Genomic DNA, 25,878 nt, shown 5'->3' with positions numbered 1-25,878 from the left:
CACATCGTCATTACAAAGCCGCAGATTGGGCGGAGAACAGCGCTCACTCGCTGTAACGTCGATTGAGTGAGTACCGAAGGAAACCTCGCCCGTCTGGACCGGGTGTTCGCAAGGCTGGACCGGGAACCGGAACGGCCGACCCACATCGATGTGCCGAAGATGAGCAGGCACCGGATCGCGCTCCTCGTCGCGACCCTGGCCTTCTACCTCGCCACCGTGTGGGCCGTAGTGATCACCTCATGGCTGGTCCGGCTCGACTGGCAGGTCATGTTCTTCCGGCCCTACCAGCAGTGGCCGGAGATCCACGCGTTCCTCGACTACTACGTGGTGCTCGGCCAGCGCGGCCCCACCGCCGTGATGATCTCGGCCTGGCTGGGCTGGCGCGCCTGGCGTCAGCACACCCTGCGCCCGCTGCTCGTGTTCGGTGTCGCGCTGCTGCTGCTCAATGTCACCGTGGGTGCCGCCAAGATCGGCATGGGCCGGCTCGGACCGCACTACGCGACCACCATCGGCTCGAACGAAATGGGCATGGGCGGGGATATATTCCCCAGCGGTCACACCGCGAACGCCGTGGTGACCTGGGGGATCCTGGCCTATCTGGCCACCGGCCCGCTGGCCAGGCGCTGGCTGTCCGCCGGTTCGGCACTGATGTCCCTCGGCGTCGGCCTCACCACGGTCTATCTCGGTACTCACTGGCTGAGCGATGTCGTCCTGGGCTGGGTCGCGGGGCTTCTGGTCCTGCTCGCGCTGCCGTGGTTCGAGCCGCTGATCCCCCGTACCGAGACCTGGATCCTGTCGCTGCGCGACCGCTGGCGCGCCCGCGGCAAGGGCACCAGCACGGCGCCCGTACCGGCCCGGGTCGGCACGCCCGCGCTGCTGGGGCCGCACGCGACCGCCGAGGAAGAGGCCACGGCCCGCGAGAACACCACCCCGGCGGCCCGCTCGTCCCGGACGCCCACCCATCCGGCCCATCCGCACGCGGCCCGTTCGGAGCGCACCCCGATCACGCCGACCGGCAGCCGGCGTCCGCCGCACGCGGACCGCGCCCCGCGCGGCACCGGCGCCCCCTCGGCCCGCCCGCTGCCCGGCAACGGCTGAGCCGCAGGGGCGGCACCAGCGTCGCCTCAGCCCTTCCAGCAGCGCTTCACCCTGCCGTCGGCGACCTCGAAGTTGAGCCGTCCCGACCGGTACTCCATGGTGATGATCGCCCCGGGCGGCAGCGACCGCACCGCGGACCAGCCGCGCTCCCGGGCGAGCCGCTCGGCCCGCGTCGAGTCGAGGCCGACATAGGTGTCCGGATTGTCCTGGGGTTCTTCGGGCCTGGGGATGGATGCCATGTCCGTCACCGTAGGCGCCCGGCGGCGGCCGGGGAAAGCCCGGCCGCCGGCACCTCGCATCTCCCGGTACGACTCCGGTCACGCTTCTGTCACAAGATCACGACACTTGTTTCGAGCGATAATCATCATGCATGGCTAATTCGCCACCCCTCCGAGAGCCCCCGATAAACCCCGTTAAACCCCGTCCGAGAACGCCGGAAGGACGACTCGGGGACGGCGAATTGCGCCGCTCATCTCCAGCCCGGCGCCTTACGCGCCGCTTACACACGCCATACATGGCGATGCCACGCATCCCGGTCGTCACCCGGACGGCAGAGCGCATAAAACACCCACGACTTCCACACAGAACCCCCGCACCGAAGCTTCAGGACACCGCCCCGGATCCCCTCTCGGAAACCGCCGGCCGGGCCACCGCGCGGGACAGCCGGTCCCGGGCGGTCCTGATCACGTCGACGAGTTCCCTGGGCTCCAGCACCTCGAAGTCGAAGCCCGTCAGCATGATGTGGACGACCATCACATCGAGGCTCGCGGCCCCGGTACGCAGCACACAGGCCCCTTCCCCGTCGGGCTCCAGCGTCCCCGCGGAGGGCGAGATCCGCTCGGCGGCCTCCGCGAGGGGCACCAGCAGCCGGACGACGGCGTGCGAGGCGTACGCGCGCGTGGAGACCCCTTGGGAGACATAGGCGGCGAGATCGTCGGCAGGTGGCTTGCGCGGGGCGAAGCGCGGTCCGTGCGGCGGCTTCGGCGTGATGCGGTCCACGCGGAAGGTCCGCCAGTCGGCGCGGTCGACGTCCCAGGCGACGAGATACCAGCGCCGCTCGGTGCACACCAGGCGGTGCGGCTCGACGGTGCGCCGGGACACCGCCCCTTCGTGCCCCCGGTACTCGAAGCGCAGCCGTTCCGTGTCCCGGCAGAGGTGGGCGAGTTCGGTGAGGACGGCCGGGTCGACGGCGGAGGGCTGCGGCCCGCGCAGCATCGGCACCGTGAAGGCGTTCAGCGCCCCGACACGCCGGCGAAGCCGGTCGGGCAGCACCTGTTCAAGTTTGGCCAGTGCCCGTACGGAGGTCTCGCCGATGCCCTCGATGCCCTGCCCGGCGGCGGTCCGCAGCCCGACGGCCACGGCGACCGCCTCGTCGTCGTCCAGCAGCAGCGGCGGCAGCTCGGCGCCCGCGCCCAACTGGTAGCCACCGCCCGTGCCGGGGCTCGCGTTGACCGGATACCCCAGCTCGCGCAGCCGGTCCACGTCCCGGCGCACGGTCCGCGGGGTGACCCCGAGCCGGTCGGCCAGATCGGCGCCCGACCACTCGCGGTGGGCCTGAAGCAGGGAAAGCAGGCGCAGGAGTCGTGCCGAGGTCTCCAACATGGTCGAAGTCTGTATCAAGGGCTGTACGGCAGTTGCGGCACATCGAAACAGTCGCTGTTCATGTCCCCTTGCGAGACCCACCCCTTGTCGTCCTGCCACCGGGCGACCGACAGACATGTCCGGCGCGTCCTCGGCGGTTCGGCGAGCCGCTCGAACCGCACCGGAATCAGCAGACCACCGGCCGTGTACCCGTCACTGCGGTTCATGAAGTCGTCGACGCACGCGCGCGTGACGCCCGTTCCCGCGCACGACTTCGCCGCGTCCGTGAACCACTTCGCCGCCGCCCAGCCCTCCAACTGCCACTGGGAACGCGTCTTCAGGCCCTTGGTCGCGTCCCGGAACTCCCGTACGGCGGCCTGTTCCGTGTCCTCGTAGTTGCGGCTCGATCCGGTCGCCCAGAGGGCGTTGCGGCACCGCGGGGAGTCCTTGTAGTCCTCGGGGACGGTGGAGGTCCAGTTCTGTACGTTCGTCACCTTGGCGGTGACCTTCGCGTCCACCTCGTCCATCGCCTCGCACAGCTGGGCGTTGCCGTGGGTGTCGAGGGCGTCGAAGACGAGGTCGGCGCCCTGTTCCTTCAGGTCGGCCGCCGCCGCGCGGAAGTTGGGCAGCGCGAAGTCGACCTCCTCGGTGACCACGTCGTAGCCCTCGGCCTCGAGACCCCGGGCGACCAGCCGGGCGTACGCGGCCGAGGCTGCCTGGTTGTACGAGACGACGGCGGCCGTGCGGGCCCCGTGCTCGCGCGCGAAGTACCGGTAGACCTCCGTGCCCCCGTACAGCTGCCCGCCCCAGCCCGGGGTGCCGTTCCGGGGCGCGAGGCTGCCGTAGATGCCGTACAGGTGCGGATAGGTGTCGTAGGCCGCGCCGATCGGCTGACCGCCGATGTCGGGCACGCGTGCGCGTGCGACGAGGTCGGCGCCCGCGTAGTCGAGGGCGGTGGTGGCGACCAGGGCGACGACCTTGTCCTCGTCGATCAGCTTGTGCACGCACTCGTTGTTGCCGACTCCGCTGCCGCCGTCGTCGCACAGCCGGACCTCGACCGGACGCCCGTCGATGCCCCCGCGCGCGTTGAGCCGCTCGAACCAGGCCTTCGCGCCGTCGCGGGGGCCGGTGAAGGCTGTGGCGCCGACCGGGCTGGTGGCGCTGGCGATGATGCCGACGCGGATGGGCGCCGTACCGGCCGACGGTGCCGTCGGGGTACCGCGGTGCTCGAAGTCGCTCTCCGGGAGGCGGCTGCCGCAGGCCGCGCTCAGGAGGAGCAGCAGCCCCAGGGCGGCCGACTCAACACCCCGGAGCCGTCGACGCATTGCCGCTCAGCCCGACCAGCGCGCAGAGCGTGTTGACGGTGACCTTCCAGGTGCCGTCCTGTTCGACGGCGGTGCCGGAGGCGTTGGGCAGGGCCGTGGCGCCCTCCAGGAGGAGCGCGTAGCTCACGTTGGCCGCGGTGGGCGAGGTGAACTCGACCTCGTCGACCTTGGCCTCGACCTGTCCGCCCCGCTGGTCGCCGCTGAAGGCCTGGAGCAGCAGACCCAGTTTGTCGCCGTTCTCCAGGACGGCCTGCTTGTCCTTCAGGGAGACGGCCGGGTCGAAGAACTTCACCCAGTTCTGCCGGATCTCCTTCTCGGCCGCGACGGGATCGGCCGGACCGTCGCCGGTCGGCTCCGAGGACGTCTCGGTCGGTTCCGTCGTGTCCGTCGGTTCCGTGGACACGGACGGGGTGGACGTCGTCGAGTCACCGCCTCCACCGTCGTCGTCGCTGCACGCCGCGAGGGCCGGGCCGAGGAAGAGCACCAGGGCGGCCGTGATGGCCGTGCCCCGCCGTGCGTTCCCCCGCCTGAGGTCGCTCCCGAGAACCATCTGGCTCACCACCGGGTGTCGGTCCGGGCCAGGCGTGCCCGGTGCTTTCAGGGTCAGCTGACAGCGGGCATAGTGCAAGCCATTGGCGGGCTTGGACGGACACAGCCAGGACACACGACGTGTGGGAGCCAAGGATGCAGACAGCTCGATCGGCTCGACCGCGGACCGTGCGTCCCGTCCTCTGGACGGGCTGGGCCGCGCTGGCGGCGGGCGCGGTGCTGTGCGTGCTCGGCTGGTACGGCGTCTCGGGCGAGCGCTTCGCCGAGCGGCAGCTGCCGTACCTCGCGTCCTGCACGGTCCCCGGGGCCGCCCTGATCGTCGCGGGCGCGGTCCTCCTCGCCCACAGCCGGGACGCGCTCGCCGCGGCCCGCGTGGAGGAGCTGTACGGCCTCCTGGTGGCCGCGGAGCCCGCCGAGGCCACCGGAGAGCCGGTCACCGCTCCCGTGGCCGTCAGCGGCCGTCTGCTGATGGTGCCGGGCGGCACCCTGTGGCACCGCGCGGACTGCCCGCTGGTCGCGGGAAAGCCGGAGGCGGTACCGGTGGACGGCAAACTCCTCGCGACCGGTGAACTAGCCCCCTGTCCGATCTGCGAGCCGGACTCGGCGGACGACTGACCGATGGCGTCCCTGACGTACGACCTCACCCTCGCGGGTCTCTCGATCGGCGGCGCGGCGGCGCTCACCGGGATCGGCCTGATCGTCACGTACCGCGCGACCGGCGTGCTCAACTTCGCGCACGGCGCGATCGCGATGGTGTGCGCGTACGCGCTGCGGCAGAGCACGGTCGAGTGGGGCTGGCCGCTGTGGCTCGGTGCCCTGGTGACGCTGTTCGTACTGGCTCCGGCGATCGGCATGGCCCTGGAGCGGTTCGTGTTCCGGCCGCTCGCGGTCCTGGGCGGCGATCCGGCGCAGACCCTGGTCGCGTCGATCGGCGTGTTCGTGCTGCTGGTGGGCGGGGCCGTCCTGGTGTGGGGTCCTGGGGCGCGGGCGGACGCGCCCGAGCTGGTGTCGGCGGATCCGTGGGGGCAGTTGACGGTGGCCCTGGTGCTGGCCGTCGCCGTGGGCGCGGTCACGCGGTGGACGCGGTTCGGGCGGGAACTGCGCGCCGTGGTCGACGACCGGCCGCTGGCGGTGCTGAACGGCGTCGACGCGGACCGGGTGGCCGCGGCGGGCTGGGCGTTCGGCTCGTTCACCGCGGGCCTGACGGGCGTACTGCTGGCCCCGTACGTACGCCTCGACCCGTACGGGATGCCGCTGCTGGTGATGGAGGTGGTGGCCGTCGCCGTGGCGGCCCGGATGCGCTCGCTCCCGGTGGCGGTGCTGGTCGCCCTGGGCATCGGGGTCGCCCAGAGCCAGCTGACGCGCCTTCACCCGTCGGGCTGGGCCCAGCCGTTGCTCCAGGCCGTCGCCACCAACCTGTTCGTGGTCGCGTTGCTGGTCGCGGCCCTGGTCCTGCCCGGCATCGGCACGCGCGACGCGCTCCCGCGCGCGGCGACGGCCCGCGTACCGACCCCGCCGGGCGCGTGGATCGTGGCGGGGGTGCTGTTCCTGCTCCCCCTGGGCTTCGCGGGCTCCGACCTGCATACGTCGGTCCAGGTGCCGGCGCTGGGCGTGGTGCTGCTGTCCCTGGTGGTCGTGACCGGCCGCGGCGGCCAGATCTCGCTGGGCCAGGCGGCGTACGCGGGCCTTGGCGCCCTCTTCACGGCCCTGCTGGCGGCCGGTCGCTTCCCCGGCCTGCCCCGGCTCCCCGAACTGGCCGCGCTGGCGCTGGCGGTGCTCCTGGTGGCTCCCCTGGGCCTGCTGACGGGCGGGCCGGCGATCGGCCGCCACGGCCTTGCCCTCGCGCTGGCCACGTTCGCGGTGGGCGTCGGGGTGAGCCGCTTCGTCTTCGCCCAGCCGTACGCCACGGCGGGCCTGACGGTCCACCGCCCGGCGGGCTTCGAGGGCGACCGCGCGTACTACGTCCTGGAACTGGCACTACTGGCGGTCGCGTTGCTGGCGACGCGGTTCCTGCGCACGGGCCGTACGGGCCGGGCCCTGGCCGCGATACGGGACCACGAACAGGGCGCGTCGGCGTCAGGGGTCCGGGTCCCGTCCCTGAAACTGCTGGCCTTCGTCACGGGCGCCGCCCTGGCCGCCCTGGGCGGCGCCCTCCTCACCATGGGCCTGCGCGCCTTCGACCCCGGCACCTTCGACCCCGTACGCGGCCTGCTGTGGTTCGCCGCGGTGGTGGTCCTGGGCGCCGACAGCACCCTGGGCGCGCTGACGGCCGCGGCCCTGCTGGTGGGCCTGGACGCGGGCGCGCGGGGTGGCGTGGCGGCAGCCCTGATCGGCGTCCTGGCGACCCTGGTGGGCCGCTTCCCGGGCGGCCCGTACGAGGCCCTGCGCACGCTGACGGAACGGCTACGGCCGGCACGGACGACACGGCTGACGCCGCTGGGGGTCGCCGCGCGGGGGCGGCTGAAGGCCGCGGGGCGTGGGCGATCGGGGGGCACACGGCACGGGCGGCCGGGGGCGACACGGCACGGACAACTGGAGACGACAGCGCACGGACAGCCGGGGCGCACACCGCACGAACAGCCGAAAGCCACACCGCACGAACAGCCGGAGACGACAGCGCACGGACAACTGGGGAGCGCACCGCGCGAACAGCCAGAAGCCGCACCCCACGGACAGCCGGAGACGACAGCGCACGGACAGCCTGAAGCGACAGCGCACGGACAACTGGGGAGCGCACCGCGCGAACAGCCAGAAGCCGCACCGCACGGACAGCCGGAGACGGCGCTGCCCGAACGGCCGGAAGCCGCCCCGCACGGACGGCTGGTGGGCGAAGGCGTACGGCCGACCGTCGGCCCGACCGCTCCGGCTCTCCCGGGTCCCCCGACTGCCCCGCGTCCCCAACCGCTTCCTCCGGCCGCCGCCGGTCCCAGGGGCTCCGCCCCCGCGCCGCTCCTCCGCGCGCGTGGCCTCCACGTCCGCTACGACGGATTCACGGCGCTCGACGGGGTCGATCTCGACGTCCGGCCGGGGCGGGTCACCGCGGTCGTCGGGCCCAATGGGGCCGGGAAGAGCACCCTGTTCCACTGTCTCGCCGGAACCGTGCGTCCCACGCGCGGGAAGGTGCTTTACGGGACGCGGGACATCACCCGGCTCGCCGCCCATGCCCGGACCCGGCTCGGTGTCGCCCGGACCTTCCAGCAACTGGCCGTCTTCCCGTCGTTGACGGTGGCGGAGAACGTCCGCGTGGGCGCCGAACAGGGCCACGTCACCGACCCGGCGGCGGTGGAACGGGCGTTGCGGCTCCTAGGCCTCCACGGACCGGTACGTTCACTGCCCGCCGCCGAGCTGCCGACAGGCACCCTTCGCCGCGTCGAACTGGCCCGCGCGCTCGCCGGGAGCCCGCGCGTCCTGCTCCTCGACGAACCCGCCGCCGGTCTCGACACCGCCGAAGTCGCCGCGCTGGCCCGCGTGCTGCGCGCCCTCGCCGCCGACGGCACCGCCCTGCTCGTCGTCGAGCACGACCTCGACCTGGTCGCCGACCTGGCCGACGAGGTCCACGTCCTGACAGCGGGCCGGATCGTCGCGTCCGGGCCACCCGACCAGGTCCTCGCCACCCTGGAAGCGACGGTGGGCCGATGACCACCCTCGCCCTGCGGCACGCGCGCGTGCGCTACGGCCCGCTGGAGGCCCTGCACGGCGTCTCCCTCACCGCCCCGGGTCCGGGCCTCACCGTCCTGCTGGGCCGCAACGGCTCCGGCCGTACGACCGTCCTGCGCGCCCTCGCCGGAGCGGTACCGCTGTCCGGGGGCGCGGTGGTGTGGGACGGGGCCGACGTGACCCGGATGCCGGCGTACGAGCGGGCCCGGCGCGGACTGTGCCTGGTGCCGGAACGGCAGGCCGTGTTCGGGTCGCTGACGGTCCGGGAGAACCTGGAACTGACGGCCGCCGACCCCACCCCCGCACTCGACGCCTACCCGCAGCTGAAGCTCCTGCTGTCGCGCCGCGCGGGCACCCTCTCCGGCGGCGAGCAGCGCATGCTCGCACTTTCCCGCGCCCTGCTGGCACACGCGCGCGTGGTGCTCGTCGACGAGCCCGCGCAGGGCATGTCACCGGCGGTCGCGGCCCACACGTACGGGCTGCTGAGCGCGCTGGACGCCTGTGTGATCGTCGCCGAGCAGCGGTTGCCGCCCGCCCTGCACGGCCGCCGGGCCCTCGTGTACGAACTCCGCCGGGGCGCGGTCGTGTTCGGCGGGGAGGCCTCCGAACTCGCCGACCCACCGAGATGACACCGGTGCCCCATCCGGTCCGGACCGGATGGGGCACCGTGCCCGACTCAGGGGGAGCGGCTCAGATGTCGAGCCTCTGTCCGGGCACGATCAGGTCGGGACTGTCGCCGATGACGGCCTTGTTGGCGGCGTACAGGTGCTGCCAGGTGGTCGTGTACCGGGCGGCGATGCCACTCAGGGTGTCGCCCGCGCGGACGGTGTAGTCACCGTCGCCGCGGGACGAGCTGCGGTTGGTGTGGGCAGGCGCGCGCTCGGGCGCCTGCGACGGGACCTTGGACGCGGCGGACTCGCCGGAACCGGTCGCCTTCTTGGTCGACTTCTTCGTCGACTTGGTGCCGGCCGAACCGGAGCCCGAGTCGGAGCCCGATGCGGCGGGAGCGCTCCCAGAGGCTCCGGCGCGCGCCGAGCAGGTCGGCCACGCGCCCCAGCCCTGGGCGTTCTGGACCTTGGTGGCGACGGAGATCTGCTGGGACTTGGAGGCCCCGTCGGCGGTGGCCGCATAGGCCGTACCGCCGTAGGCACGCCAGGTGCTCGCGGAGAACTGGAGTCCTCCGTAGTAGCCGTTGCCGGTGTTGATGTGCCAGTTGCCGCCACTCTCGCACTGGGCGATGCGGTCCCACACCCCGCTGTCCGCTGCCGCGGCGTTGCCGGTCGCGGCCAGCAGACCAAGAGGGGCGAGCAGTGCCGCCCCGGCGAGGACCGCCGTCTTGCGCGACTTGCGGGTGTAACTATCGGCACATTCGGACATGTAGATCCCTCTCTACGGACCCGGGCTCCCCCTGACCGGAACGCGTCGGCCGCGCGGTGACGCGGTCGGCACACTCCGCCCCGTCCGTCGGCGGTGGTGCTGCGCGATGTCTGGTTCTGCGCGGCCGGCGGACGTACCCAAGCGGTGCTCTCTGCACACAGCGGAGGAATCTATGGACCCTGACGACCCGTTAACAACCAATTCCCTGTTGCCCCAGGCCAGTTGACAGTTACCGTGGGTAGCGGCGAATCTCGGCCACCCACTTCATTCGCGCATTTCCTGATTTGTCGACCAGCTACTCGGACAAACTGTGAGTCAGTTCACCAAACCAACTTCCGTAACCTGTCCGTTACTTGACATGGAGTGCCCGATTCCGCACCCAACGTGACCGTGTGCATGTGATGGTTCGATTCCGTTCGCCGTGCAGCGTGACCCCCGCCACAGATCGCCCGTTGTCATCTTCATGAGCCCGGACTGTCCGGGCCCACCGGCCGGGGGCGACCCGGCCCCGCCACGTACCGCATCCCGAGGGAGCCACCCGTGCCGCGCATGCTCGATGTCAGCGACGAGGTCCGCGCCGAGATCGGCGACGAAGAAGCCGACCGGCTGCTCGCCGGCGACAACGCCCCGGGCAGTTACGACTGCACGTCCTGCCGCACGCCGGGCGACTCCGCCCAGGAGCGCACCAGCACCGTCCTCTTCATCGGGGACGAGACCGCCGTCCTCGCCTTCGCCCACGCGGGCTGCCTGCCCTCACAGGTCGTCCAGGTCACCGAGGAGCAGCTCCAGGGCGCGGTCCGCTCCATCAACGCCGACGAGGAGGCCCCGACGGCCCCACCCGAGCAGGCCGTACTGGGGGTCACCAGCGGACTCGTCCTGATCGAGGGCGAGTTGCACCCCGCCCTGGTCGTCGAACCGACCGCCCCGATCGTCCGCCCCGGCACGACCGGCGTCGGCGACGACTTCCTGCCGCTCCTCATCGAGCAGGGCTTCATGCCGCTGACCGAGCTGACGGAGGTGCCGCCGGTGCTGCACGGCTGGTCGGTGCTGCTCGCGGCGGGCCAGCTGCACGCCGTACTCCAGCCGGGGCCGAACGGCGGGTCCGCGGTGGCCTGGTGGCAGGCGCACCAGCCGTTGCAGGTCACGGAGAGCTGGCGGGCCGCCGCGAACAAGCATCAGCAGGTGCTGATGTTCGCGGCGCCGGTGGGGTCCATCGGGCGCCAGCCCCGGGAGGATCTGTTGCGGGACGCGTTGGACAAGGCGGCGGGGGTCGGCAAGTTGGTTGCCAGTGCGTTGCCGCTCGCGGGGACGTGAGCGGCATAGGGGTTGGGGGCTTCGGTTGGATGGCGGCTCTCGGTCGCGTGTGGCTTGTCGCGCAGTTCCCCGCGCCCATTTTGCGGGCGCTGCGCGCCCTGCGAAATCGGGATAGTGACCGCATCTGTTGGGCTTTAGGGTCGTTTGGAGGTTTGTGCACACCTACGATGTCCCCCGCCGCCAGTCCTACTCCAGCGGCCCATCGGCGACGCCGATCTACGACGCGCTCTACGCCGAGTACGGCAAGTCCTTCCGGTCGCGGCCCGGTGACCGCAGTGGCGAGGAGGAGCTGAACTTCGCGGCCTTCGGGAGCAGTCCGAGCGGCCATGCCTCGTACGGCGGCTCGCTCGGGTCGGGTTCGTACAGCGCCTACAGCGCGGGGGCTTTCAGTGCGCGCACCGGCGGGAGCCAGCCGTCCGTGTGGCAGCGGGTCGGTCAACTCGACGCGCAGCAGGGGCAACCGCAGACGGCGACCGCGACCGCCGTGTGGCAGACGGGCTCACGGCAGCAGCACTACACCGGGATGACCCACATCCCGGCCGCACTGCCACCGGGCCCGCGCCGGGGCGTGTGACCACCACCTGCACGTGACTGAGGGCGGCTCCGGATCGGAGCCGCCCTCAGTCACGTAGGACGTGCTGCTTACTTCTTCTTGCCGCGCTTCTCGCGCACCCGCACCGAGATGTGGATCGGGGTGCCGTCGAAGCCGAACTCCTCGCGCAGCCGGCGCTCGATGAAGCGGCGGTAGCCGGCCTCGATGAAGCCGGAGGCGAAGAGCACGAACCGCGGCGGCTTGGTGCCCGCCTGGGTGCCGAACAGGATGCGCGGCTGCTTGCCGCCCCGGACGGGGTGCGGGTGGGCGGCGACCAGTTCGCCGAGGAAGGCGTTCAGCCGGCCCGTGGGGACCCGGGTCTCCCAGCCCGCGAGGGCCGCCTCGATCGCGGGGACCAGCTTCTCCATGTGCCGGCCGGTGCGGGCCGAGACGTTGACGCGGGGCGCCCACGCGACCTGGGCCAGCTCGGTCTCGATCTCCCGCTCCAGGTAGTAGCGGCGCTCCTCGTCGAGCGTGTCCCACTTGTTGTAGGCGAGGACGATCGCGCGGCCCGCCTCGACGGCCATGGTGACGATCCGCTGGTCCTGGATGGAGATGTTCTCGGAGCCGTCGATCAGGATGACCGCGACCTCGGCCTTCTCCACGGCGGCGGCCGTACGCAGCGAGGCGTAGTAGTCGGCGCCCTGCTGGAGGTGGACGCGCTTGCGGATGCCCGCCGTGTCGACGAACTTCCAGGTGACGCCGCCGAGTTCGATCAGCTCGTCGACCGGGTCACGGGTGGTGCCCGCGATCTCGTTGACGACGACCCGCTCCTGGCCCGCCACCTTGTTCAGCAGCGAGGACTTGCCGACGTTCGGGCGGCCGATGAGGGCGATGCGGCGCGGGCCGCCGACCCCGGCGCCGAAGGTCTGCGCGGGCGCCTCGGGCAGCGCCTCCAGGACGGCGTCCAGCATGTCGCCGGTGCCTCGGCCGTGCAGCGAGGAGACGGGGTGCGGCTCGCCGAGCCCGAGGGCCCAGAGGGACGTGGCGTCGGCCTCGCCGCTCGGTCCGTCGACCTTGTTGGCGCACAGCACGACGGGCTTGCCGGCCTTGCGCAGCAGCCGTACGACGGCCTCGTCGGTGTCGGTGGCGCCGACCTTGGCGTCGACGACGAAGACGACCGCGTCGGACGCCTCGATCGCGTACTCGGCCTGCGCCGCCACGGAGGCGTCGATACCGAGGACGTCCTGCTCCCAGCCACCGGTGTCGACGATCTTGAAGCGCCGCCCGGCCCACTCGGCCTCGTAGGTCACGCGGTCGCGGGTGACGCCGGGCTTGTCCTCGACGACGGCCTCGCGGCGCCCGATGATGCGGTTGACGAGCGTCGACTTGCCGACGTTCGGCCGTCCGACGACGGCGAGGACGGGCAGCGGCCCGTGTCCCGCCTCGTCGATCGCGCCCTCGACATCCTCGATGTCGAAGCCCTCCACCGCGGCGAGCTCCATGAACTCCGCGTACTCGGCATCGCCAAGCTCTCCGTGCTCGTACTCTCCCGAGCTCTCGGAGGGAATGTGGTCGTTCATGAAGTGCGTACCTCGTTCATCGTGGTGATCGGTGAAACCCCCGGTTGTCGGGTGATCCACTACTGAAACTACCGAAACTGCTCAAACTACTGGAACTGCTCAAGTACTCAAGTGTCGCTCAGCGCTCAGCGGGGCGCCCGGCGTCTCCCTGCCGGCCGGTGAGCCGTCTGGCGTTGTCCAGGTGCGCGGTGAGGTGCTTCTGGATGCGTACGGTCGCCTCGTCCAGCGCCGCGCGCGTACGCCGCCCGCTGCCGTCGCCCGCCTCGAACGGGTCACCGAAGACCACGTCGACGCGGCTGCGCAGCGGAGGCAGCGCCTTTATCAACCGTCCGCGCCGGTCGGTGCTTCCCAGCACGGCCACCGGAACGATGGGAGCGCCGCTGCGCACGGCGAAGTAGGCGAGCCCGGAGCGCAGCGAGGCGAAGTCGCCGTCGCCGCGGCTGCCCTCGGGAAAGATCCCGAGCACCCCGCCGTTCGCCAGTACGCCCAGGGCCCGGCTGATCGCCGTACGGTCGGCCGTCGAGCGGTCGACCTCCAGCTGGCCGGTGGCGCGCATGAAGGTGGCGATCGGGCCGATGAACGCCTCCTTCTTGACCAGGAAGTGTGAGGCCCGGGGTGCCACGCCGATGACCATCGGCCCGTCGATGTTGTGGGAGTGGTTGACGGCGAGGATCACCGGCCCGGTCGCGGGCACCTTCCAGGAGCCCAGGACACGCGGCCGCCACAGCCCGTACATCAGGCCGACGCCGATACGCCGCCCGACCTCGGCGCCGCGCTCCGACGGAACGTTCGACGGGTCGCTCACTTCGCGTCCCGCTTCTCCTCGACAAGGGTGACGACGCACTCGATGACCTGCTGGAGGGTCAGCTCGGAGGTGTCGACCTCCACGGCGTCGTCCGCCTTGGCGAGCGGTGAGGTCTTGCGGCTGGAGTCGGCCGCGTCCCGCTTCAGCAGCGCCTCGCGGGTGCTGTTGACGTCGGCGCCCTTCAGCTCACCGCTGCGGCGGGCGGCACGCGCCTCCGGGGACGCGGTGAGGAAGATCTTCAGGTCGGCGTCGGGCAGCACGGTCGTGCCGATGTCCCGCCCCTCGACGACGATCCCCGACGGGGCGGACCCGGCGATGGACCGCTGCAGCTCGGTGATCAGGGCACGCACCTCGGGCACGGCGCTCACCGCGCTGACCTTGGCGGTGACCTCCTGGGTACGGATCGGACCGCCGACGTCGGTGCCGTCCACGGTGATCGTCGGGTTCTCCGGGTCCGTACCGGAGACGATCTCGGGCTTGCCCGCCACAGCGGCGATCGCGGAGGGGTCCGTGATGTCGATCCCGTTGGTCACCATCCACCAGGTGATCGCCCGGTACTGGGCCCCGGTGTCCAGGTAGCTGAGCCCGAGCTGCGCGGCAACGGCCTTGGACGTGCTCGACTTGCCTGTGCCGGAGGGCCCGTCAATGGCGACAATCACTGCGGCGCGATCCACTGTGGAGGCACCTTCCTGGTCCGGGGTGGTGGGGTGGGGGCGGTTGGTGCCCCGGACAAGGTTACTGGGTGCGGGTCACTCGTCCGGCCGCATGTGTCGTCATGCCGGGTGCCTTCAGAGCTCGTGCGGGGACTCTTCACCGCCGGCCCGCATCTCCAGCCCGTCCGGCGATCGAGGACGAGGCCCCTTCAGGGCCGATCGGGGGTCCGGGGGCGGAGCCCCCAGCAACGGCGACCCACCCCCTACTGCCGAATAGCCCACCCTCGCTCCCGCAGCGAAGCCGAAAGCACCGGTGCAGCCTTCGGCTCCACCATCAACTGCACAAGCCCCGCCTGCTGCCCCGTCGCATGCTCGATCCGCACATCCTCGATGTTGACCCCCGCCCGCCCCGCATCGGCGAAGATCCGGGCCAGCTGCCCGGGCTGGTCGTCGATCAGCACCGCAACCACCTCGTAGACCCGCGGAGCGGACCCGTGCTTGCCGGGCACCCGCACCTGCCCCGCGTTCCCGCGCCGCAGCACGTCCTCGACCCCGGAGACACCCTCGCGGCGCTTCTCCTCGTCGGAGGACTGGAGGGACCGCAGCGCCCGCACCGTCTCCTCCAGGTCGCCGGCGACGTCCGTGAGGAGATCGGCGACCGGCCCGGGGTTGGCGGAGAGGATGTCGATCCACATGCCGGGGTCGGACGCGGCGATCCGGGTGACGTCCCGGATGCCCTGCCCGCACAGCCGTACGGCGGCCTCCTCCGCGTTCTCCAGCCGCGCGGCGACCATGCTGGAGACCAGGTGGGGCATGTGGGAGACAAGGGCGACGGCACGGTCGTGGGCGTCGGCGTCCATCACGACGGGGACCGCACGGCAGTGCGAGACCAGCTCCAGAGCGAGGTTGAGAACCTCGGTGTCGGTGTCCCGGGTCGGCGTCAGCACCCAGGGGCGGCCCTCGAAGAGGTCGCCGGTGGCGGCCAGCGGGCCCGACTTCTCGCGGCCCGACATGGGGTGCGAGCCGATGTACGACGCCAGGTCGAGGCCCAGCGCCTCCAGCTCGCGGCGCGGTCCGCCCTTGACACTGGCCACGTCGAGGTAGCCGCGCGCGACACCCCGGCGCATCGCGTCGGCGAGGGCGCCGGCGACGTGCGCGGGCGGCGCGGCGACGATCGCGAGGTCGACCGGGCCCTCCGGCGGCTCGTCCGTGCCGGCGCCGAGGGCGGCTGCCGTACGGGCCTGCTCGGGGTCGTGGTCGGCGAGGTGGACGACGACACCGCGCGAGACGAGGGCGAGCGCGGCGGACGTACCGATGAGGCCCGTGCCGATGACGAGTGCGGTTCTCACTGGGCGATGTCCTTGCGCAGGGCCGCCGCGGCACCGAGGTAGACGTGCGCGATGTCGGCGCGGGGCAGGTCGGACTCGATGTGGGCGAGGATCCGGACGACGCGCGGCATCGCGCCCTCGATGTCCAGTTCCTGGGCGCAGATCAGCGGTACGTCCACGATGCCGAGCTTGCGGGCCGCGGCGGCCGGGAAGTCGCTGTGCAGGTCGGGGGTGGCCGTGAACCAGACGCTGATCAGGTCGTCCGCGGTGAGGCTGTTGCGCTCCAGGACCGCGGTGAGCAGCTCGCTGACCCGCTCGTCCATGTGCCCGGCCTCGTCCCGATCCAGTTGGACGGCGCCCCGGACCGCTCGTACCGCCACGGTGATGCTCCTTGCTGATGTACGGCTCTTGGTACGTCCAGCCTAGTCAGCCCGTGCGGAACGGATGCGTGGCGCCCGCCCGCTGAGACGCGCGACGCGACCCGCACGGGGCTTTGCCAATGTCACCCGATTCGCCCCAATCCGCGAGTTGGCGTGCGAACACGCCCACGCGCTCTGGACGCGGCGGCGCGGGTCCGCTCTCATGGCAGGAAGCTCGCCTCGGGGGAGGCCCGATGAAGCGCACCGGACCACTTTTCACATTGCTCGCGGGACTGTTGTTGGCCCTGTTCATGCTGTCGCTCAACGCGACGACAGGGACGAAGCCCGCGTCCACGTCCCAGGCGGACACACCCGCAGACAAGGTGTCAACGTCCCCGGCACCGACGAAGACGAAGGCGTCCCCATCGCCGACCCCGTCCCCGTCGCCCACCAGGAACCCCGCACCGAACGCCGACTACGCGGGCCGTACGGACGACGACTCCTCCGCGGTGTCGGTCTCGCTGCGCGACGGCAGGGCGATCGCGTACTTCTGCGACGGCCGTGACAAGGAGTCGTGGCTGAAGGGCGATGTCGAGGCCGACGGTTCCATGAAGCTCACCGGCAAGGGCGGCTCCGTGCTGAACGGCACCCTCAAGGGCAAGAGCATCCGCGGCACGGTCGACATCGAGGGCGGGCACTACGCCTTCACCGCGGACAAGGCGGTCAAACCGTCCGGGCTCTACCGGGCGACCGCGACTGTGCGGAACGCCGAGATCGACGGCGGCTGGATCGTGCTGTCCACCGGGGACCAGGTCGGCATCGTCAACCGCAACGGCAAGCCCTCCCCCGCGCCCCGGATCGACCCGGAGACCGGCGCGGTGACGATCGACGGCGAGCGGCTGACGGCCCGCCCGGTCACCCCGTGAAGCACCGCCTCGAGCCACCAGGGACAGGTACAGGGAGCCGAACATGACCGTGGACCCGAACGCCGCCACCCAGAGCTTCCCGCCGCGCCCGCCGGCCCCCGGCGGCCCGAGCGCGGTCCGCTACCTCGTCCCGGCACTCGTCGCCGCCGCCGTGGCGCTGGCCCTGGGCGTGTACGGCAAGGTCCACGACCCGGAGGGCACCGCCTTCAACCTGGCCGGGTTCAGCAGCACGGGCGCGGTGAAGTCCTGGCTCGCGACGGCGGCGTTCGGCTTCGCGCTCGTGCAGGTCGTGTCGGCGGCCATGGTGTACGGGAAGCTGCCGGGCCCGAGCTGGTCGGGAACGCTGCACCGCTGGTCGGGCCGGATCGCGTTCCTGACAGCGGTCCCGGTGGCGGTGCACTGTCTGTACGCTTTCGGATATCAAACATACGATTCACGAGTGATGTGGCACTCCCTCCTGGGTTGCTTCTTCTTCGGCGCTTTCAGTGCAAAGATGCTGCTGCTTCGCTGGGATCGACTGCCCGGCTGGCTGCTGCCAGTCGTCGGCGGACTGGTCTTCACGGTCCTGACGATCATCTGGCTGACTTCCGCCCTCTGGTTCTTCCGCACTTTCGGAGTGACGACATGACGCAAGGCCCGACGCGACGCACGGTCCTCCTCGCGACAGGCGCGGCGGCGCTCACGGCGGGATGCAGCGAGTACGGCGACGAATCCTCGTCCTCCGACGAGACCTCCGCCGGGACGCCTGGCCAGGAGCTGACCACGACGGCCGACATCCCGGTCGGCGGCGGCAAGATCTTCAAGGACGAGCAGGTCGTGGTGACGCAGCCGAAGGACGGCGAGTTCAAGGCGTTCACGTCGATCTGTACGCACCAGAAGTGCCCGGTGGCGAACGTCTCGGACGGCACGATCAACTGCACCTGCCACGGCAGCAAGTTCAGCATCACGGACGGCTCGGTGGCCAACCCCCCGGCGACACAGCCGCTGGCCGAGAAGAAGATCACGGTCACCGGAAATTCGATCCGCCTGGCGTGAACACCACGCGTACGCTCCCGGAATGCGCCCGCATTCCACCCCAGAAGCCCTCGTACGCGATCACACGATCTACGCCTGCGTGATGGGCTCGCGCGCCTTCGGCCTGGCGACGGACGGCAGCGACACGGACCGGCGCGGGGTGTTCCTCGCGCCCACTCCCCTGTTCTGGCGCTTCGAGAAGCCGCCCACGCATGTGGAGGGCCCCGGGGAGGAGCAGTTCAGCTGGGAGCTGGAGCGCTTCTGCACACTGGCTCTGCGCGCCAACCCGAACATCCTGGAGTGCCTGCACTCCCCGCTCGTGGAGTACGCCGACGACACCGGCCGCGAACTCCTGGCCCTGCGCGGGGCGTTCCTCTCCCGTCAGGCGCACGAGACGTTCGCACGCTACGCGCTCGGCCAGCACAAGAAGCTGGAGGCCGACGTCCGCATCCACGGCGCCCCGCGCTGGAAACACGCGATGCACCTGCTGCGCCTCCTCATGAGCTGCCGCGACCTGCTGCGCACGGGCACGCTGACGATCGACGTCGGCGACGAGCGCGAACGGCTGCTGGAGGTGAAACGGGGCGAGGTGCCGTGGCCGGAGATCGAGTCCCGGATGACCCGCCTGGCGACGGAAGCGGAACAGGCGTCCCACCACAGCCCGCTCCCGGAGGAGCCGGACCGGCGACGCGTGGAGGACTTCCTGGTCCGCACGCGCCGCGCATCGGCCCTCCAAGCCGGTCCCGGCGTCTTCAGCCCGTCCGGCGCTTGAGGACGAGGCCGTTCAGGCCGAAAGGGGGCCTGGGGCACAGCCCCCAGCATCCCGTCAGCTGTCCCAGAGGGCCCCGAGCGTCTGGAGGTCACCCCCGTACTCGATCCGGTCCGCCCACCGCGTGGGCCACGCGTCGGTGCCGTGCCAGGCACCGGCGAACGCTCCGGTGAGGCACGCGATCGAGTCCGAGTCACCCGACGTACAGGCGGCCCGGCGCAGGGCCGTGAGGGGCTCGCCCGGGAAGAGCAGGAAGCACAGCAGGCCGGTGGCCAGGGCCTCCTCGGCGGTCCAGCCGGCGCCGGTGGCGAGGCACGGGTCGTCCTCGGGCGAGGCGGTGCGGACGGCGCGCTGGAGCCGGTCCAGGATCGCCAGGCACTCGTCCCAGCCGCGGGCGATGAACTCCTCGGGACTCGGATCGTGGCTGTGCGTCCACAGGTCGCCCAGCCAGCGGTGGTAGTAGTGGCTGCGGCTCTCGTGCGCGTACGTGCGCAGCAGGGTCACCAGCACGCCCGGGTCGGCGCCCTGCGCGAGCAGCCGTACGGCATGCGCGGTGAGGTCGGACGCGGCCAGGGCCGTCGGGTGGCCGTGGGTGAGGGCCGCCTGCAACTGGGCGGCGCCCGCGCGCTGTTCGTCGCTCAGGCCCGGGAGCAGGCCCAGGGGCGCCACGCGCATGTTGGCGCCGCAGCCCTTCGAACCGATCTGGCTGGCCTCCTGCCAGGGCAGCCGCTCCTTCTCCAGCAGGTTGCAGGCGACCAGGCAGGTGTGGCCCGGCGCCCGGTTGTTGTCCGGCGACCGGAACCACTTCACGAACTCCTCGCGCACCGGCCGTTCCATCCCCGCCGGGGTGAGCAGCCCCCGGTCCGTCGCCGCGCGCAGACCGTGCGCGAGCGCCAGCGTCATCTGCGTGTCGTCGGTGACGATCGCGGGCGTGGGCAGCTCCATCTGCCGCCATGGACCGCACTTGGCGAGGATGGACGGGATGTCGCTGAACTCGGTCGGGAAGCCCAGTGCGTCGCCGAGCGCGAGCCCGATCAACGCCCCGCTCGCGGCACGCTTCCTGACGGTCGTGGTGGTCATTCGGGGCGTCCTTCCGGTGACGTCAGTGACGGTGACGAGGGAGACGGTTCTGAGGGAGAGGGCGAAGGGGACGACGGGGGCGAGGACGGCGACACCGACGTGGTCGGGCGCAGCAGCGGCGGGTGCAGGGTGGCCGCGGTGCCCGCGCGGTAGAGCGCGGCGGGTTTGCCCCGGCCGCCGGTGAGACGTGCGGCACCCGGTACCGGTTCGACGAAGCCCGGCGTGGCGAGCACCTTGCGGCGGAAGTTGGGCGGGTCGAGGGCGGTGCCCCACACGGTCTCGTAGACCTGCCGCAGCTCGCCGAGGGTGAACTCTGGCGGGCAGAACGCGGTCGCGATGCAGGAGTACTCCAGCTTGGCGCCGACCCGGTCGTGGGCGTCGGCCAGGATGCGGTCGTGGTCGAAGGCGAGCGGCCCGAGCGCGTTGTACCGCAGCCATTGGGCCTGTGCCGCGTCCCCGCCACCGTGCGGTTCGGGCGCATGCGGCAGCAGGGCCGCGAAGGCCACGGACACGACCCGCATTCTCGGGTCGCGGTCGGGCTCGCTGTAGGTGCGCAGCTGCTCCAGGTGCAGCCCGGACACGTCCGACAGGCCGGTCTCCTCGGCGAGTTCGCGCCGGGCCGCCGTCTCCGCGGACTCGTCGGGCAGGACGAATCCTCCGGGCAGCGCCCAGCGTCCGGCGTACGGCTCGTGCCCGCGCTCGACGAGCAGCACGTGCAGCGCGCCCGCGCGGAGGGTGAGGACGGCCAGATCGACGGTGACGGCGAAGGGTTCGAAGGCGTACTTGTCGTACCCCTCGGGGGCCCGGCCCCGCGCTGTTCCGTTCAAAGGTGCCGTCATGCCCGCCCGCCCCCTCACAGTCGCCCTTTATGGTCACCATGACCAATAGTCATACCGACTATAAAGAGCGCGGGCACCCCGCACAAGCCTTCTTGACGACTCCCATACGCCAAAAGCCCCTCAGCGGCCTCTCAGGCGCCCAGGAGGGGCCGCGAGACCCGGAGAGGCCCGGACGGGCACCAAATCCTCTCCAGCACGCCCAGGAGCCCGCCGACGGCCCTCCCGGCAAACGCAGGCGGCCGGCCCCGGAGAACTCCGGAACCGGCCGACGAGTGCAGGAGACGCTCAGGAGGCGCCCGGTACTGCTAGAGATCGACTTCCTTCATCAGCATGCCGACCTCGGTGTTGGACAGCCGCCGCAGCCAGCCCGACTTCTGGTCGCCCAGGGTGATCGGACCGAAGGCGACACGCACGAGCTTGTCGACCGGGAAGCCGGCCTCCGCGAGCATGCGGCGCACGATGTGCTTGCGGCCCTCGTGGAGGGTGACCTCTACGAGGTAGTTCTTGCCGGTCTGCTCGACCACCCGGAAGTGGTCCGCACGCGCGTACCCGTCCTCCAGCTGGATGCCTTCCTTGAGCTGCTTGCCAAGGTCGCGCGGGATCGGGCCCACGATGTGCGCGAGGTAGACCTTCTTCACGCCGTACTTGGGGTGGGTCAGCCGGTGCGCCAGCTCGCCGTGGTTGGTGAGCAGGATGACGCCCTCGGTCTCGGTGTCGAGCCGTCCGACGTGGAAGAGCCGCGTCTCGCGGTTCGTCACGTAGTCGCCGAGGCACTGCCGGCCCTCGTTGTCCTCCATCGTGGAGACGACGCCCGCGGGCTTGTTCAGCGAGAAGAACTGGTACGACTGCGTGGCCACGGTCAGCCCGTCGACCTTGATCTCGTCGCGCTCGGGGTCGACGCGCAGCCCCTGCTCCACCACGATCTCGCCGTTGACCTCGACGCGGGACTGCTCGATCAGCTCCTCGCAGGCCCGCCGGGAGCCGTAGCCCGCGCGCGCGAGGATCTTCTGGAGCCGCTCGCCCTCCTGCTCGGCGCCCGGGAACGTCTTGGGGAGCTTGACGTCCTTCTTCCCGGCGTACCGCTCCCGGTTGCGCTCCTCGGCCCGCGCGTCGTACTCACGGGAGGTCGCCGGGGCCCAGCGGCCCCGCCCGGTGCTGCCCTGGCCCTGCTTGGGGCCGCCCTTGGCGCCCCCGCGCGCGGAGGCACCGCGCCCGGACTTCGGACCGTCCGGCGTCGCGGCCGGTCCCACGTCGTAACGACGCTCCTCCGGACGCGGCTTCTTCGGCCGGCCGCCCGGCTTGTCGTCGCGGTCGTTGCCGGCGCCGCGGTTGTTACCGCGACCCCCGCTGCTCCCGCCGCGGCCGCCGCTGTTGCCACCACGGCTCCCGCCGTTGTTTCCGCTGCTGTTCCTGCCGCTACTGCTTCGCATCAAAGTTCCGTCTAGTCGTCTGCGTCGTCTGCACCCGGAGCATCAGGAGCGTCCGGATCGAACGACGGAACACCTTCCTGCGTCTCGGCCTCGATCGCGTCCGCCTCCGGAAGGAAGGGCGCGAGCTCCGGGAGCTCGTCCAGGCCTCGCAGGCCCATTCGCTCCAGAAAGTAGTTCGTCGTCGTGTACAGGATCGCACCTGTTTCGGGTTCCGTGCCCGCCTCCTGGACCAGACCCCGCTGCAACAGGGTCCGCATGACCCCGTCGCAGTTGACTCCACGGACGGCCGAGACCCGGCTGCGGCTGACCGGCTGGCGGTACGCGACGACCGCGAGCGTCTCCAGCGCCGCCTGCGTGAGCCGGGCCTGCTGGCCGTCCAGGACGAAGCCCTCGACGGCCGCCGCGTACTCGGGCCGGGAGTAGAAACGCCAGCCCCCGGCGACCATCCGCAGCTCGAAACCGCGGCCCTGGACGGTGTAGTCGTCGGCCAGCGCGCGCAGGGCGTCCGCGATCTGCCGCCGGGGCCGCTGCAGTATCTTCGCGAGGTGTTCCTCGGTCGCGGGTTCGTCCACGACCATGAGGACGGCCTCCAGGGCGGGCCTGAGATCGAGATCGGCGACGGTCCGCAGCCCGGCCGGCACCTCGGTGGTCTCCTCGCTCACGCCTTCTCCTCCTTCGCCTTCTCCTCCGGCACCTCTGGCGGCCGGTCGAACTCGTCGGTGACCGTCGGCTCCTGATCGCCCTCCCCGCCCGTCCAGCGCACCACCAGCTCCCCCAGGGCGGTCTCCTGGTCCAGGGCGACCGCCTTCTCCCGGTACAGCTCCAGCAGGGCCAGGAAGCGCGCGACGACGGTCAGCGTGTCGTCGGTGTCCTCGACCAGCTCCTGGAAGGTGGCCTCGCCCAGCTCCCGCAGCCGCGCGACGACGATCCCGGCCTGCTCCTGGACGCTCACCAGGGGCGCGTGGATGTGGTCGACGTACACCTGGGGCCTGGGTTTCGGCTGCATCGCCTTCACGGCGAGCTTCGCGAACCCCTCGGCCCCGATGCTGATGACGACCTCGGGCAGCAGTTCGGCGTGGTGCGGTTCCAGTCCGACGGTACGGGGGTAGCGCCGGGCCTCGTCGTCGAGACGGCGGCTGAAGATGTCGGCGATCTGTTTGTACGCGCGGTACTGGAGCAGCCGCGCGAACAGCAGGTCGCGGGCCTCCAGGAGGGCCAGGTCGGCCTCGTCCTCGACCTCGGCGGCGGGCAGCAGCCGCGCGGCCTTCAGGTCCAGCAGGGTGGCCGCGACGACCAGGAACTCGGTCGTCTGGTCGAGATCCCAGTCCGGGCCCATCGCCCTGATGTGCGCCATGAACTCGTCGGTCACCCTGGAGAGGGCGACCTCGGTGACGTCGAGCTTGTGCTTGGAGATCAGCTGGAGGAGGAGATCGAACGGCCCCTCGAAGTTGGCCAGCCGAATCCGGAAAACCCCGTCATCGGGTTCGGCGGGCGGGGCGGCCTCGGCAGGAGAGGCGGCCTCCGCAAGCGGGGCGGGCTCCGGCTCGCTTTCCGGTTCCACTGCCGGAACCGGGGGCTCCGGTACGTCCTCGGCCACCGGAACGACTTCCACCGGCTCCTCGACCGGAACCGGCGGCGAGCCCCCCGGCCCCCGCCCCAGCACACGCCGACGGCCGGCGGAGCCGGGGCCGGATGCGGGGGCGTCGTTCGAGGTCATGGCCCCGCAGGCTACCGCTAGCGCCCGCGCAACCGTCGTACGAGGATGCTCGCGTCCCCACGGGACTCGAGATCCGCGAGCACCACCGCGACCGCCTCGCGCACGATCCGGCCGCGGTCGACCGCGAGCCCGTGTTCGCCCCGGAGCACCAGACGCGCGTGCTCCAGGTCCATCAGCTCCTCGGCGGAGACGTACACCGTGATCTTCTCGTCGTGCCGCTCACGGCCGCTGGGCCGCCGCGAGGCCGCCCGTCCGCCGCGCTTGCGGGACGCCGACACCGACTGCGGCGAGGGGCCCTGCCCGGAGGCAGAACCTTCCTGCTCGCCCTGCCGCCGCGCGGGACGCTCCGCGGTGGCCCCCCGGCTGCGCGACTCCCCGGCATCGGACGAGTCCGCGCCGGCGGCGACATGCTCGTCGCCGTCGCCGTCACCGCCCTGGACGGGCACCGAGTGCGGCGCGTCCTCCGAAGCGGCGGCCCCGTCGCTCTCGCCTGCGGGCGCCGGCACGCGGGCCTCGCCGTTGGCCTGGCGCCTGGGCGTGGACGACTGGAGCGCCATGCCCCCGGTGGTACGGAACAGCTCGTCGGCCCCCGGCAGACTCACTCGGCGTGACACCGGGCGAGCACCTCCCTGGCGAGCTGGCGGTAAGCGGCGGCGCCGACGGAGTTGGAGGCGTACGTGGTGATCGGCTCGCCGGCGACCGTGGTCTCCGGGAAGCGGACCGTGCGTCCGATGACCGTGTGGTAGACGTGGTCGTCGAAGGCCTCGACGACACGTGCGAGCACCTCACGGCTGTGCACCGTGCGCGAGTCGTACATCGTGGCGAGGATCCCGTCCAGCTCAAGCTCCGGGTTCAGCCGCTCCTGGACCTTCTCGATGGTCTCCGTCAGCAGCGCGACACCGCGCAGCGCGAAGAACTCGCATTCCAGAGGCACTATCACCTTGTGAGCCGCCGTCAGGGCGTTCACGGTGAGCAGACCGAGCGAGGGCTGACAGTCGATCACGATGTAGTCGTAGTCGGCCATGAGCGGCTTCAGGGCGCGCTGGAGCGTCGACTCGCGCGCGACCTCCGACACCAGCTGCACCTCGGCCGCCGACAGGTCGATGTTGCTCGGCAGCAGGTCCATGTTCGGGACCGCGGTCTTCAGGAGGACCTCGTCCGCGGACATCCCCCGCTCCATGAGCAGGTTGTAGACCGTCAGGTCGAGTTCCATCGGGTTCACACCGAGGCCCACGGAGAGGGCGCCCTGCGGGTCGAAGTCGACCAGCAGGACCCGGCGTCCGTACTCCGCGAGCGCCGCACCCAGGTTGATGGTCGACGTGGTCTTGCCCACGCCGCCCTTCTGGTTGCACATCGCGACGATCGTCGCGGGCCCGTGACTGGTCAGCGGACCCGGGATCGGGAAGTACGGCAGCGGGCGTCCGGTGGGACCGATGCGCTCACGGCGCTGACGGGCCGCGTCGGGCGCGAGCGTGGCCGCGTACTCCGGATCGGGCTCGTACTCGGCGTCGGGGTCGTAGAAGTGCCCGTCGGGCAGTTCGTCGTAGTCGGCGAAGTGGTTGTGGACCCCGCCACTACCGTCGCCGGCCATGGCGTTCACGTGATGGCCATCCATGCTCATGTGTGCGGGCTGAGTCACCACCGGCATCTGGTGACCCTGGTGGGCTGCGAAGGTGCGGACCGCGACGGAGCCGACAGCCGCGAGCCCCGTGGGGCCCGAGCCCCGCGCCGGCATTCCTGGTTGACCACCCCCGGGAGTAAATGTCGACTCATTCACAAGTCGTCTTACCTCCTTGGTGACCAGGTAACTTCTCGATAGGTCAGCGTGGCACCATGCCGACGGTTGGCGACTCTATGGCGTGTCGGCCGTTCGCAGCAACACAATCCGCCGTACCCGGCCCGATGTGTCGGCAATGAAACATCCCTCTGTCAAGGGCGTACG

27 protein-coding genes are annotated in these 25,878 nt (G+C 71.5%); 10 read left to right on the top strand and 17 right to left on the bottom strand.

The window, feature by feature from the left end:
- Nucleotides 1-66 precede the first annotated feature (66 nt).
- Entirely contained in the window at nt 67-1,098 is a 1,032-nt protein-coding gene (locus tag OG787_RS39115; protein ID WP_369032913.1) for a phosphatase PAP2 family protein, read from the top strand.
- Between the two features lie 26 nt (nt 1,099-1,124).
- Here OG787_RS39115 and OG787_RS39110 read toward each other — a convergent pair whose 3' ends face one another.
- The 4 genes from OG787_RS39110 to OG787_RS39095 form a co-directional block, all read right to left on the bottom strand.
- On the bottom strand, nt 1,125-1,337 hold the full coding sequence (locus OG787_RS39110; RefSeq protein ID WP_369032914.1) for an I78 family peptidase inhibitor: 213 nt from the start codon (nt 1,335-1,337) through the stop codon (nt 1,125-1,127).
- A gap of 364 nt (nt 1,338-1,701) precedes the next feature.
- Entirely contained in the window at nt 1,702-2,700 is a 999-nt protein-coding gene (locus OG787_RS39105; RefSeq protein ID WP_369032915.1) for a helix-turn-helix transcriptional regulator, read from the bottom strand.
- Nucleotides 2,701-2,714: 14 nt separating this feature from the next.
- Nucleotides 2,715-4,004 carry an ABC transporter substrate-binding protein gene (locus OG787_RS39100; protein WP_405538418.1) on the bottom strand — a complete coding sequence of 430 codons (1,290 nt, stop codon included), beginning with the start codon at nt 4,002-4,004 and terminating at the stop codon, nt 2,715-2,717.
- Nucleotides 3,979-4,554: a hypothetical protein gene (locus OG787_RS39095; RefSeq protein ID WP_405538417.1), complete on the bottom strand. Its 576-nt coding sequence runs from the start codon at nt 4,552-4,554 to the stop codon at nt 3,979-3,981. The genes OG787_RS39100 and OG787_RS39095 overlap by 26 nt, the downstream gene beginning before the upstream one ends.
- Before the next feature lie 134 nt (nt 4,555-4,688).
- Here OG787_RS39095 and OG787_RS39090 point away from each other — a divergent pair, with 134 nt between their 5' ends.
- Genes OG787_RS39090 through OG787_RS39080 form a run of 3 tightly spaced genes read left to right on the top strand, consistent with a single transcriptional unit; the run spans nt 4,689 to nt 8,839 of the window.
- On the top strand, nt 4,689-5,168 hold the full coding sequence (locus OG787_RS39090) for a hypothetical protein (RefSeq protein WP_369032918.1): 480 nt from the start codon (nt 4,689-4,691) through the stop codon (nt 5,166-5,168).
- Nucleotides 5,169-5,171: 3 nt separating this feature from the next.
- Nucleotides 5,172-8,192, top strand: a complete 3,021-nt coding sequence (locus OG787_RS39085; protein WP_405538416.1) for an ABC transporter permease subunit — start codon at nt 5,172-5,174, stop codon at nt 8,190-8,192.
- Nucleotides 8,189-8,839, top strand: a complete 651-nt coding sequence (locus OG787_RS39080) for an ABC transporter ATP-binding protein (RefSeq protein WP_405538414.1) — start codon at nt 8,189-8,191, stop codon at nt 8,837-8,839. Before OG787_RS39085 ends, OG787_RS39080 begins: the two co-directional genes overlap by 4 nt.
- A gap of 61 nt (nt 8,840-8,900) precedes the next feature.
- Here the strand turns inward: OG787_RS39080 and OG787_RS39075 are convergent, their stop codons facing one another.
- Nucleotides 8,901-9,587 (bottom strand): transglycosylase family protein, encoded by a 687-nt coding sequence (locus OG787_RS39075; protein WP_369032921.1) that lies wholly within the window; start codon nt 9,585-9,587, stop codon nt 8,901-8,903.
- 540 nt (nt 9,588-10,127) lie between these two features.
- Between OG787_RS39075 and OG787_RS39070 the strand changes: the two genes are divergently transcribed.
- The gene (locus OG787_RS39070) at nt 10,128-10,901 is read left to right on the top strand and encodes a hypothetical protein (protein ID WP_369032922.1); all 774 of its coding nucleotides are present in this window, start codon (nt 10,128-10,130) and stop codon (nt 10,899-10,901) included.
- A 154-nt stretch (nt 10,902-11,055) separates the two neighbouring features.
- On the top strand, nt 11,056-11,475 hold the full coding sequence (locus tag OG787_RS39065; RefSeq protein ID WP_369032923.1) for a hypothetical protein: 420 nt from the start codon (nt 11,056-11,058) through the stop codon (nt 11,473-11,475).
- Nucleotides 11,476-11,543: 68 nt separating this feature from the next.
- On the opposite strand, the gene der is transcribed toward OG787_RS39065, so the two are convergent.
- The 5 genes from der to aroH all read right to left on the bottom strand — a co-directional run bounded on the left by der (nt 11,544) and on the right by aroH (nt 16,182).
- Nucleotides 11,544-13,016, bottom strand: a complete 1,473-nt coding sequence (gene der / locus OG787_RS39060; RefSeq protein ID WP_369032924.1) for a ribosome biogenesis GTPase Der — start codon at nt 13,014-13,016, stop codon at nt 11,544-11,546.
- 118 nt (nt 13,017-13,134) lie between these two features.
- The gene (locus OG787_RS39055) at nt 13,135-13,860 is read right to left on the bottom strand and encodes a lysophospholipid acyltransferase family protein (protein ID WP_405538413.1); all 726 of its coding nucleotides are present in this window, start codon (nt 13,858-13,860) and stop codon (nt 13,135-13,137) included.
- Nucleotides 13,818-14,495, bottom strand: coding sequence for a (d)CMP kinase (cmk, locus tag OG787_RS39050; RefSeq protein WP_369032926.1), 678 nt, complete (start codon nt 14,493-14,495; stop codon nt 13,818-13,820). Before cmk ends, OG787_RS39055 begins: the two co-directional genes overlap by 43 nt.
- 242 nt (nt 14,496-14,737) lie before the next feature.
- Nucleotides 14,738-15,823, bottom strand: a complete 1,086-nt coding sequence (locus tag OG787_RS39045) for a prephenate dehydrogenase (RefSeq protein ID WP_405538412.1) — start codon at nt 15,821-15,823, stop codon at nt 14,738-14,740.
- A complete protein-coding gene (aroH, locus tag OG787_RS39040) occupies nt 15,820-16,182 on the bottom strand; it encodes a chorismate mutase (RefSeq protein ID WP_369032928.1) in 363 nt (120 codons plus the stop codon). Before aroH ends, OG787_RS39045 begins: the two co-directional genes overlap by 4 nt.
- A gap of 233 nt (nt 16,183-16,415) precedes the next feature.
- Between aroH and OG787_RS39035 the strand changes: the two genes are divergently transcribed.
- Genes OG787_RS39035 through OG787_RS39020 form a run of 4 tightly spaced genes read left to right on the top strand, consistent with a single transcriptional unit; the run spans nt 16,416 to nt 18,873 of the window.
- The gene (locus OG787_RS39035) at nt 16,416-17,087 is read left to right on the top strand and encodes a hypothetical protein (RefSeq protein WP_405538411.1); all 672 of its coding nucleotides are present in this window, start codon (nt 16,416-16,418) and stop codon (nt 17,085-17,087) included.
- 43 nt (nt 17,088-17,130) lie between these two features.
- Complete coding sequence (locus tag OG787_RS39030; RefSeq protein ID WP_369032930.1) at nt 17,131-17,715, top strand: DUF6529 family protein; 585 nt, start codon at nt 17,131-17,133, stop codon at nt 17,713-17,715.
- Entirely contained in the window at nt 17,712-18,122 is a 411-nt protein-coding gene (locus OG787_RS39025) for a Rieske (2Fe-2S) protein (RefSeq protein WP_369032931.1), read from the top strand. The genes OG787_RS39030 and OG787_RS39025 overlap by 4 nt, the downstream gene beginning before the upstream one ends.
- Before the next feature lie 22 nt (nt 18,123-18,144).
- Nucleotides 18,145-18,873 carry a DNA polymerase beta superfamily protein gene (locus OG787_RS39020; protein WP_405538409.1) on the top strand — a complete coding sequence of 243 codons (729 nt, stop codon included), beginning with the start codon at nt 18,145-18,147 and terminating at the stop codon, nt 18,871-18,873.
- Nucleotides 18,874-18,927: 54 nt separating this feature from the next.
- Here the strand turns inward: OG787_RS39020 and OG787_RS39015 are convergent, their stop codons facing one another.
- The 7 genes from OG787_RS39015 to OG787_RS38985 form a co-directional block, all read right to left on the bottom strand.
- Nucleotides 18,928-19,950: an ADP-ribosylglycohydrolase family protein gene (locus tag OG787_RS39015; RefSeq protein WP_369032933.1), complete on the bottom strand. Its 1,023-nt coding sequence runs from the start codon at nt 19,948-19,950 to the stop codon at nt 18,928-18,930.
- Entirely contained in the window at nt 19,947-20,789 is an 843-nt protein-coding gene (locus OG787_RS39010; protein ID WP_405538407.1) for an NUDIX hydrolase, read from the bottom strand. The genes OG787_RS39015 and OG787_RS39010 overlap by 4 nt, the downstream gene beginning before the upstream one ends.
- A gap of 305 nt (nt 20,790-21,094) precedes the next feature.
- Entirely contained in the window at nt 21,095-22,219 is a 1,125-nt protein-coding gene (locus OG787_RS39005; RefSeq protein ID WP_405538406.1) for a pseudouridine synthase, read from the bottom strand.
- An 11-nt stretch (nt 22,220-22,230) separates the two neighbouring features.
- Nucleotides 22,231-22,881 carry an SMC-Scp complex subunit ScpB gene (gene scpB / locus OG787_RS39000; protein WP_369032936.1) on the bottom strand — a complete coding sequence of 217 codons (651 nt, stop codon included), beginning with the start codon at nt 22,879-22,881 and terminating at the stop codon, nt 22,231-22,233.
- Nucleotides 22,878-23,936: a ScpA family protein gene (locus OG787_RS38995; RefSeq protein ID WP_369032937.1), complete on the bottom strand. Its 1,059-nt coding sequence runs from the start codon at nt 23,934-23,936 to the stop codon at nt 22,878-22,880. Before OG787_RS38995 ends, scpB begins: the two co-directional genes overlap by 4 nt.
- Nucleotides 23,937-23,953: 17 nt before the next feature.
- Complete coding sequence (locus OG787_RS38990) at nt 23,954-24,550, bottom strand: hypothetical protein (protein ID WP_405538405.1); 597 nt, start codon at nt 24,548-24,550, stop codon at nt 23,954-23,956.
- Nucleotides 24,535-25,671, bottom strand: coding sequence for a ParA family protein (locus OG787_RS38985; RefSeq protein ID WP_369032939.1), 1,137 nt, complete (start codon nt 25,669-25,671; stop codon nt 24,535-24,537). Before OG787_RS38985 ends, OG787_RS38990 begins: the two co-directional genes overlap by 16 nt.
- Nucleotides 25,672-25,878 lie beyond the last annotated feature (207 nt).

Source organism: Streptomyces sp. NBC_00075, assembly GCF_045041225.1.
Lineage (GTDB): Bacteria > Actinomycetota > Actinomycetes > Streptomycetales > Streptomycetaceae > Streptomyces > Streptomyces adonidis.
Note: the sequence above shows the minus strand (reverse complement) of the source record. Positions and strands in the feature narration are given on the sequence as shown.

Coding starts and splice junctions, on each gene's coding strand:
- OG787_RS39110 (WP_369032914.1), bottom strand. CDS start 1,337: ATGGCATCCATCCCCAGGCCCGAAGAACCCCAGGACAATCCGGACACC.
- OG787_RS39105 (WP_369032915.1), bottom strand. CDS start 2,700: ATGTTGGAGACCTCGGCACGACTCCTGCGCCTGCTTTCCCTGCTTCAG.
- OG787_RS39100 (WP_405538418.1), bottom strand. CDS start 4,004: ATGCGTCGACGGCTCCGGGGTGTTGAGTCGGCCGCCCTGGGGCTGCTG.
- OG787_RS39095 (WP_405538417.1), bottom strand. CDS start 4,554: ATGGTTCTCGGGAGCGACCTCAGGCGGGGGAACGCACGGCGGGGCACG.
- OG787_RS39090 (WP_369032918.1), top strand. CDS start 4,689: ATGCAGACAGCTCGATCGGCTCGACCGCGGACCGTGCGTCCCGTCCTC.
- OG787_RS39085 (WP_405538416.1), top strand. CDS start 5,172: ATGGCGTCCCTGACGTACGACCTCACCCTCGCGGGTCTCTCGATCGGC.
- OG787_RS39080 (WP_405538414.1), top strand. CDS start 8,189: ATGACCACCCTCGCCCTGCGGCACGCGCGCGTGCGCTACGGCCCGCTG.
- OG787_RS39075 (WP_369032921.1), bottom strand. CDS start 9,587: ATGTCCGAATGTGCCGATAGTTACACCCGCAAGTCGCGCAAGACGGCG.
- der (WP_369032924.1), bottom strand. CDS start 13,016: ATGAACGACCACATTCCCTCCGAGAGCTCGGGAGAGTACGAGCACGGA.
- OG787_RS39035 (WP_405538411.1), top strand. CDS start 16,416: ATGAAGCGCACCGGACCACTTTTCACATTGCTCGCGGGACTGTTGTTG.
- OG787_RS39030 (WP_369032930.1), top strand. CDS start 17,131: ATGACCGTGGACCCGAACGCCGCCACCCAGAGCTTCCCGCCGCGCCCG.
- OG787_RS39025 (WP_369032931.1), top strand. CDS start 17,712: ATGACGCAAGGCCCGACGCGACGCACGGTCCTCCTCGCGACAGGCGCG.
- OG787_RS39020 (WP_405538409.1), top strand. CDS start 18,145: ATGCGCCCGCATTCCACCCCAGAAGCCCTCGTACGCGATCACACGATC.
- OG787_RS39015 (WP_369032933.1), bottom strand. CDS start 19,950: ATGACCACCACGACCGTCAGGAAGCGTGCCGCGAGCGGGGCGTTGATC.
- OG787_RS39010 (WP_405538407.1), bottom strand. CDS start 20,789: ATGACGGCACCTTTGAACGGAACAGCGCGGGGCCGGGCCCCCGAGGGG.
- OG787_RS39005 (WP_405538406.1), bottom strand. CDS start 22,219: ATGCGAAGCAGTAGCGGCAGGAACAGCAGCGGAAACAACGGCGGGAGC.
- OG787_RS38995 (WP_369032937.1), bottom strand. CDS start 23,936: ATGACCTCGAACGACGCCCCCGCATCCGGCCCCGGCTCCGCCGGCCGT.
- OG787_RS38985 (WP_369032939.1), bottom strand. CDS start 25,671: ATGCCGGCGCGGGGCTCGGGCCCCACGGGGCTCGCGGCTGTCGGCTCC.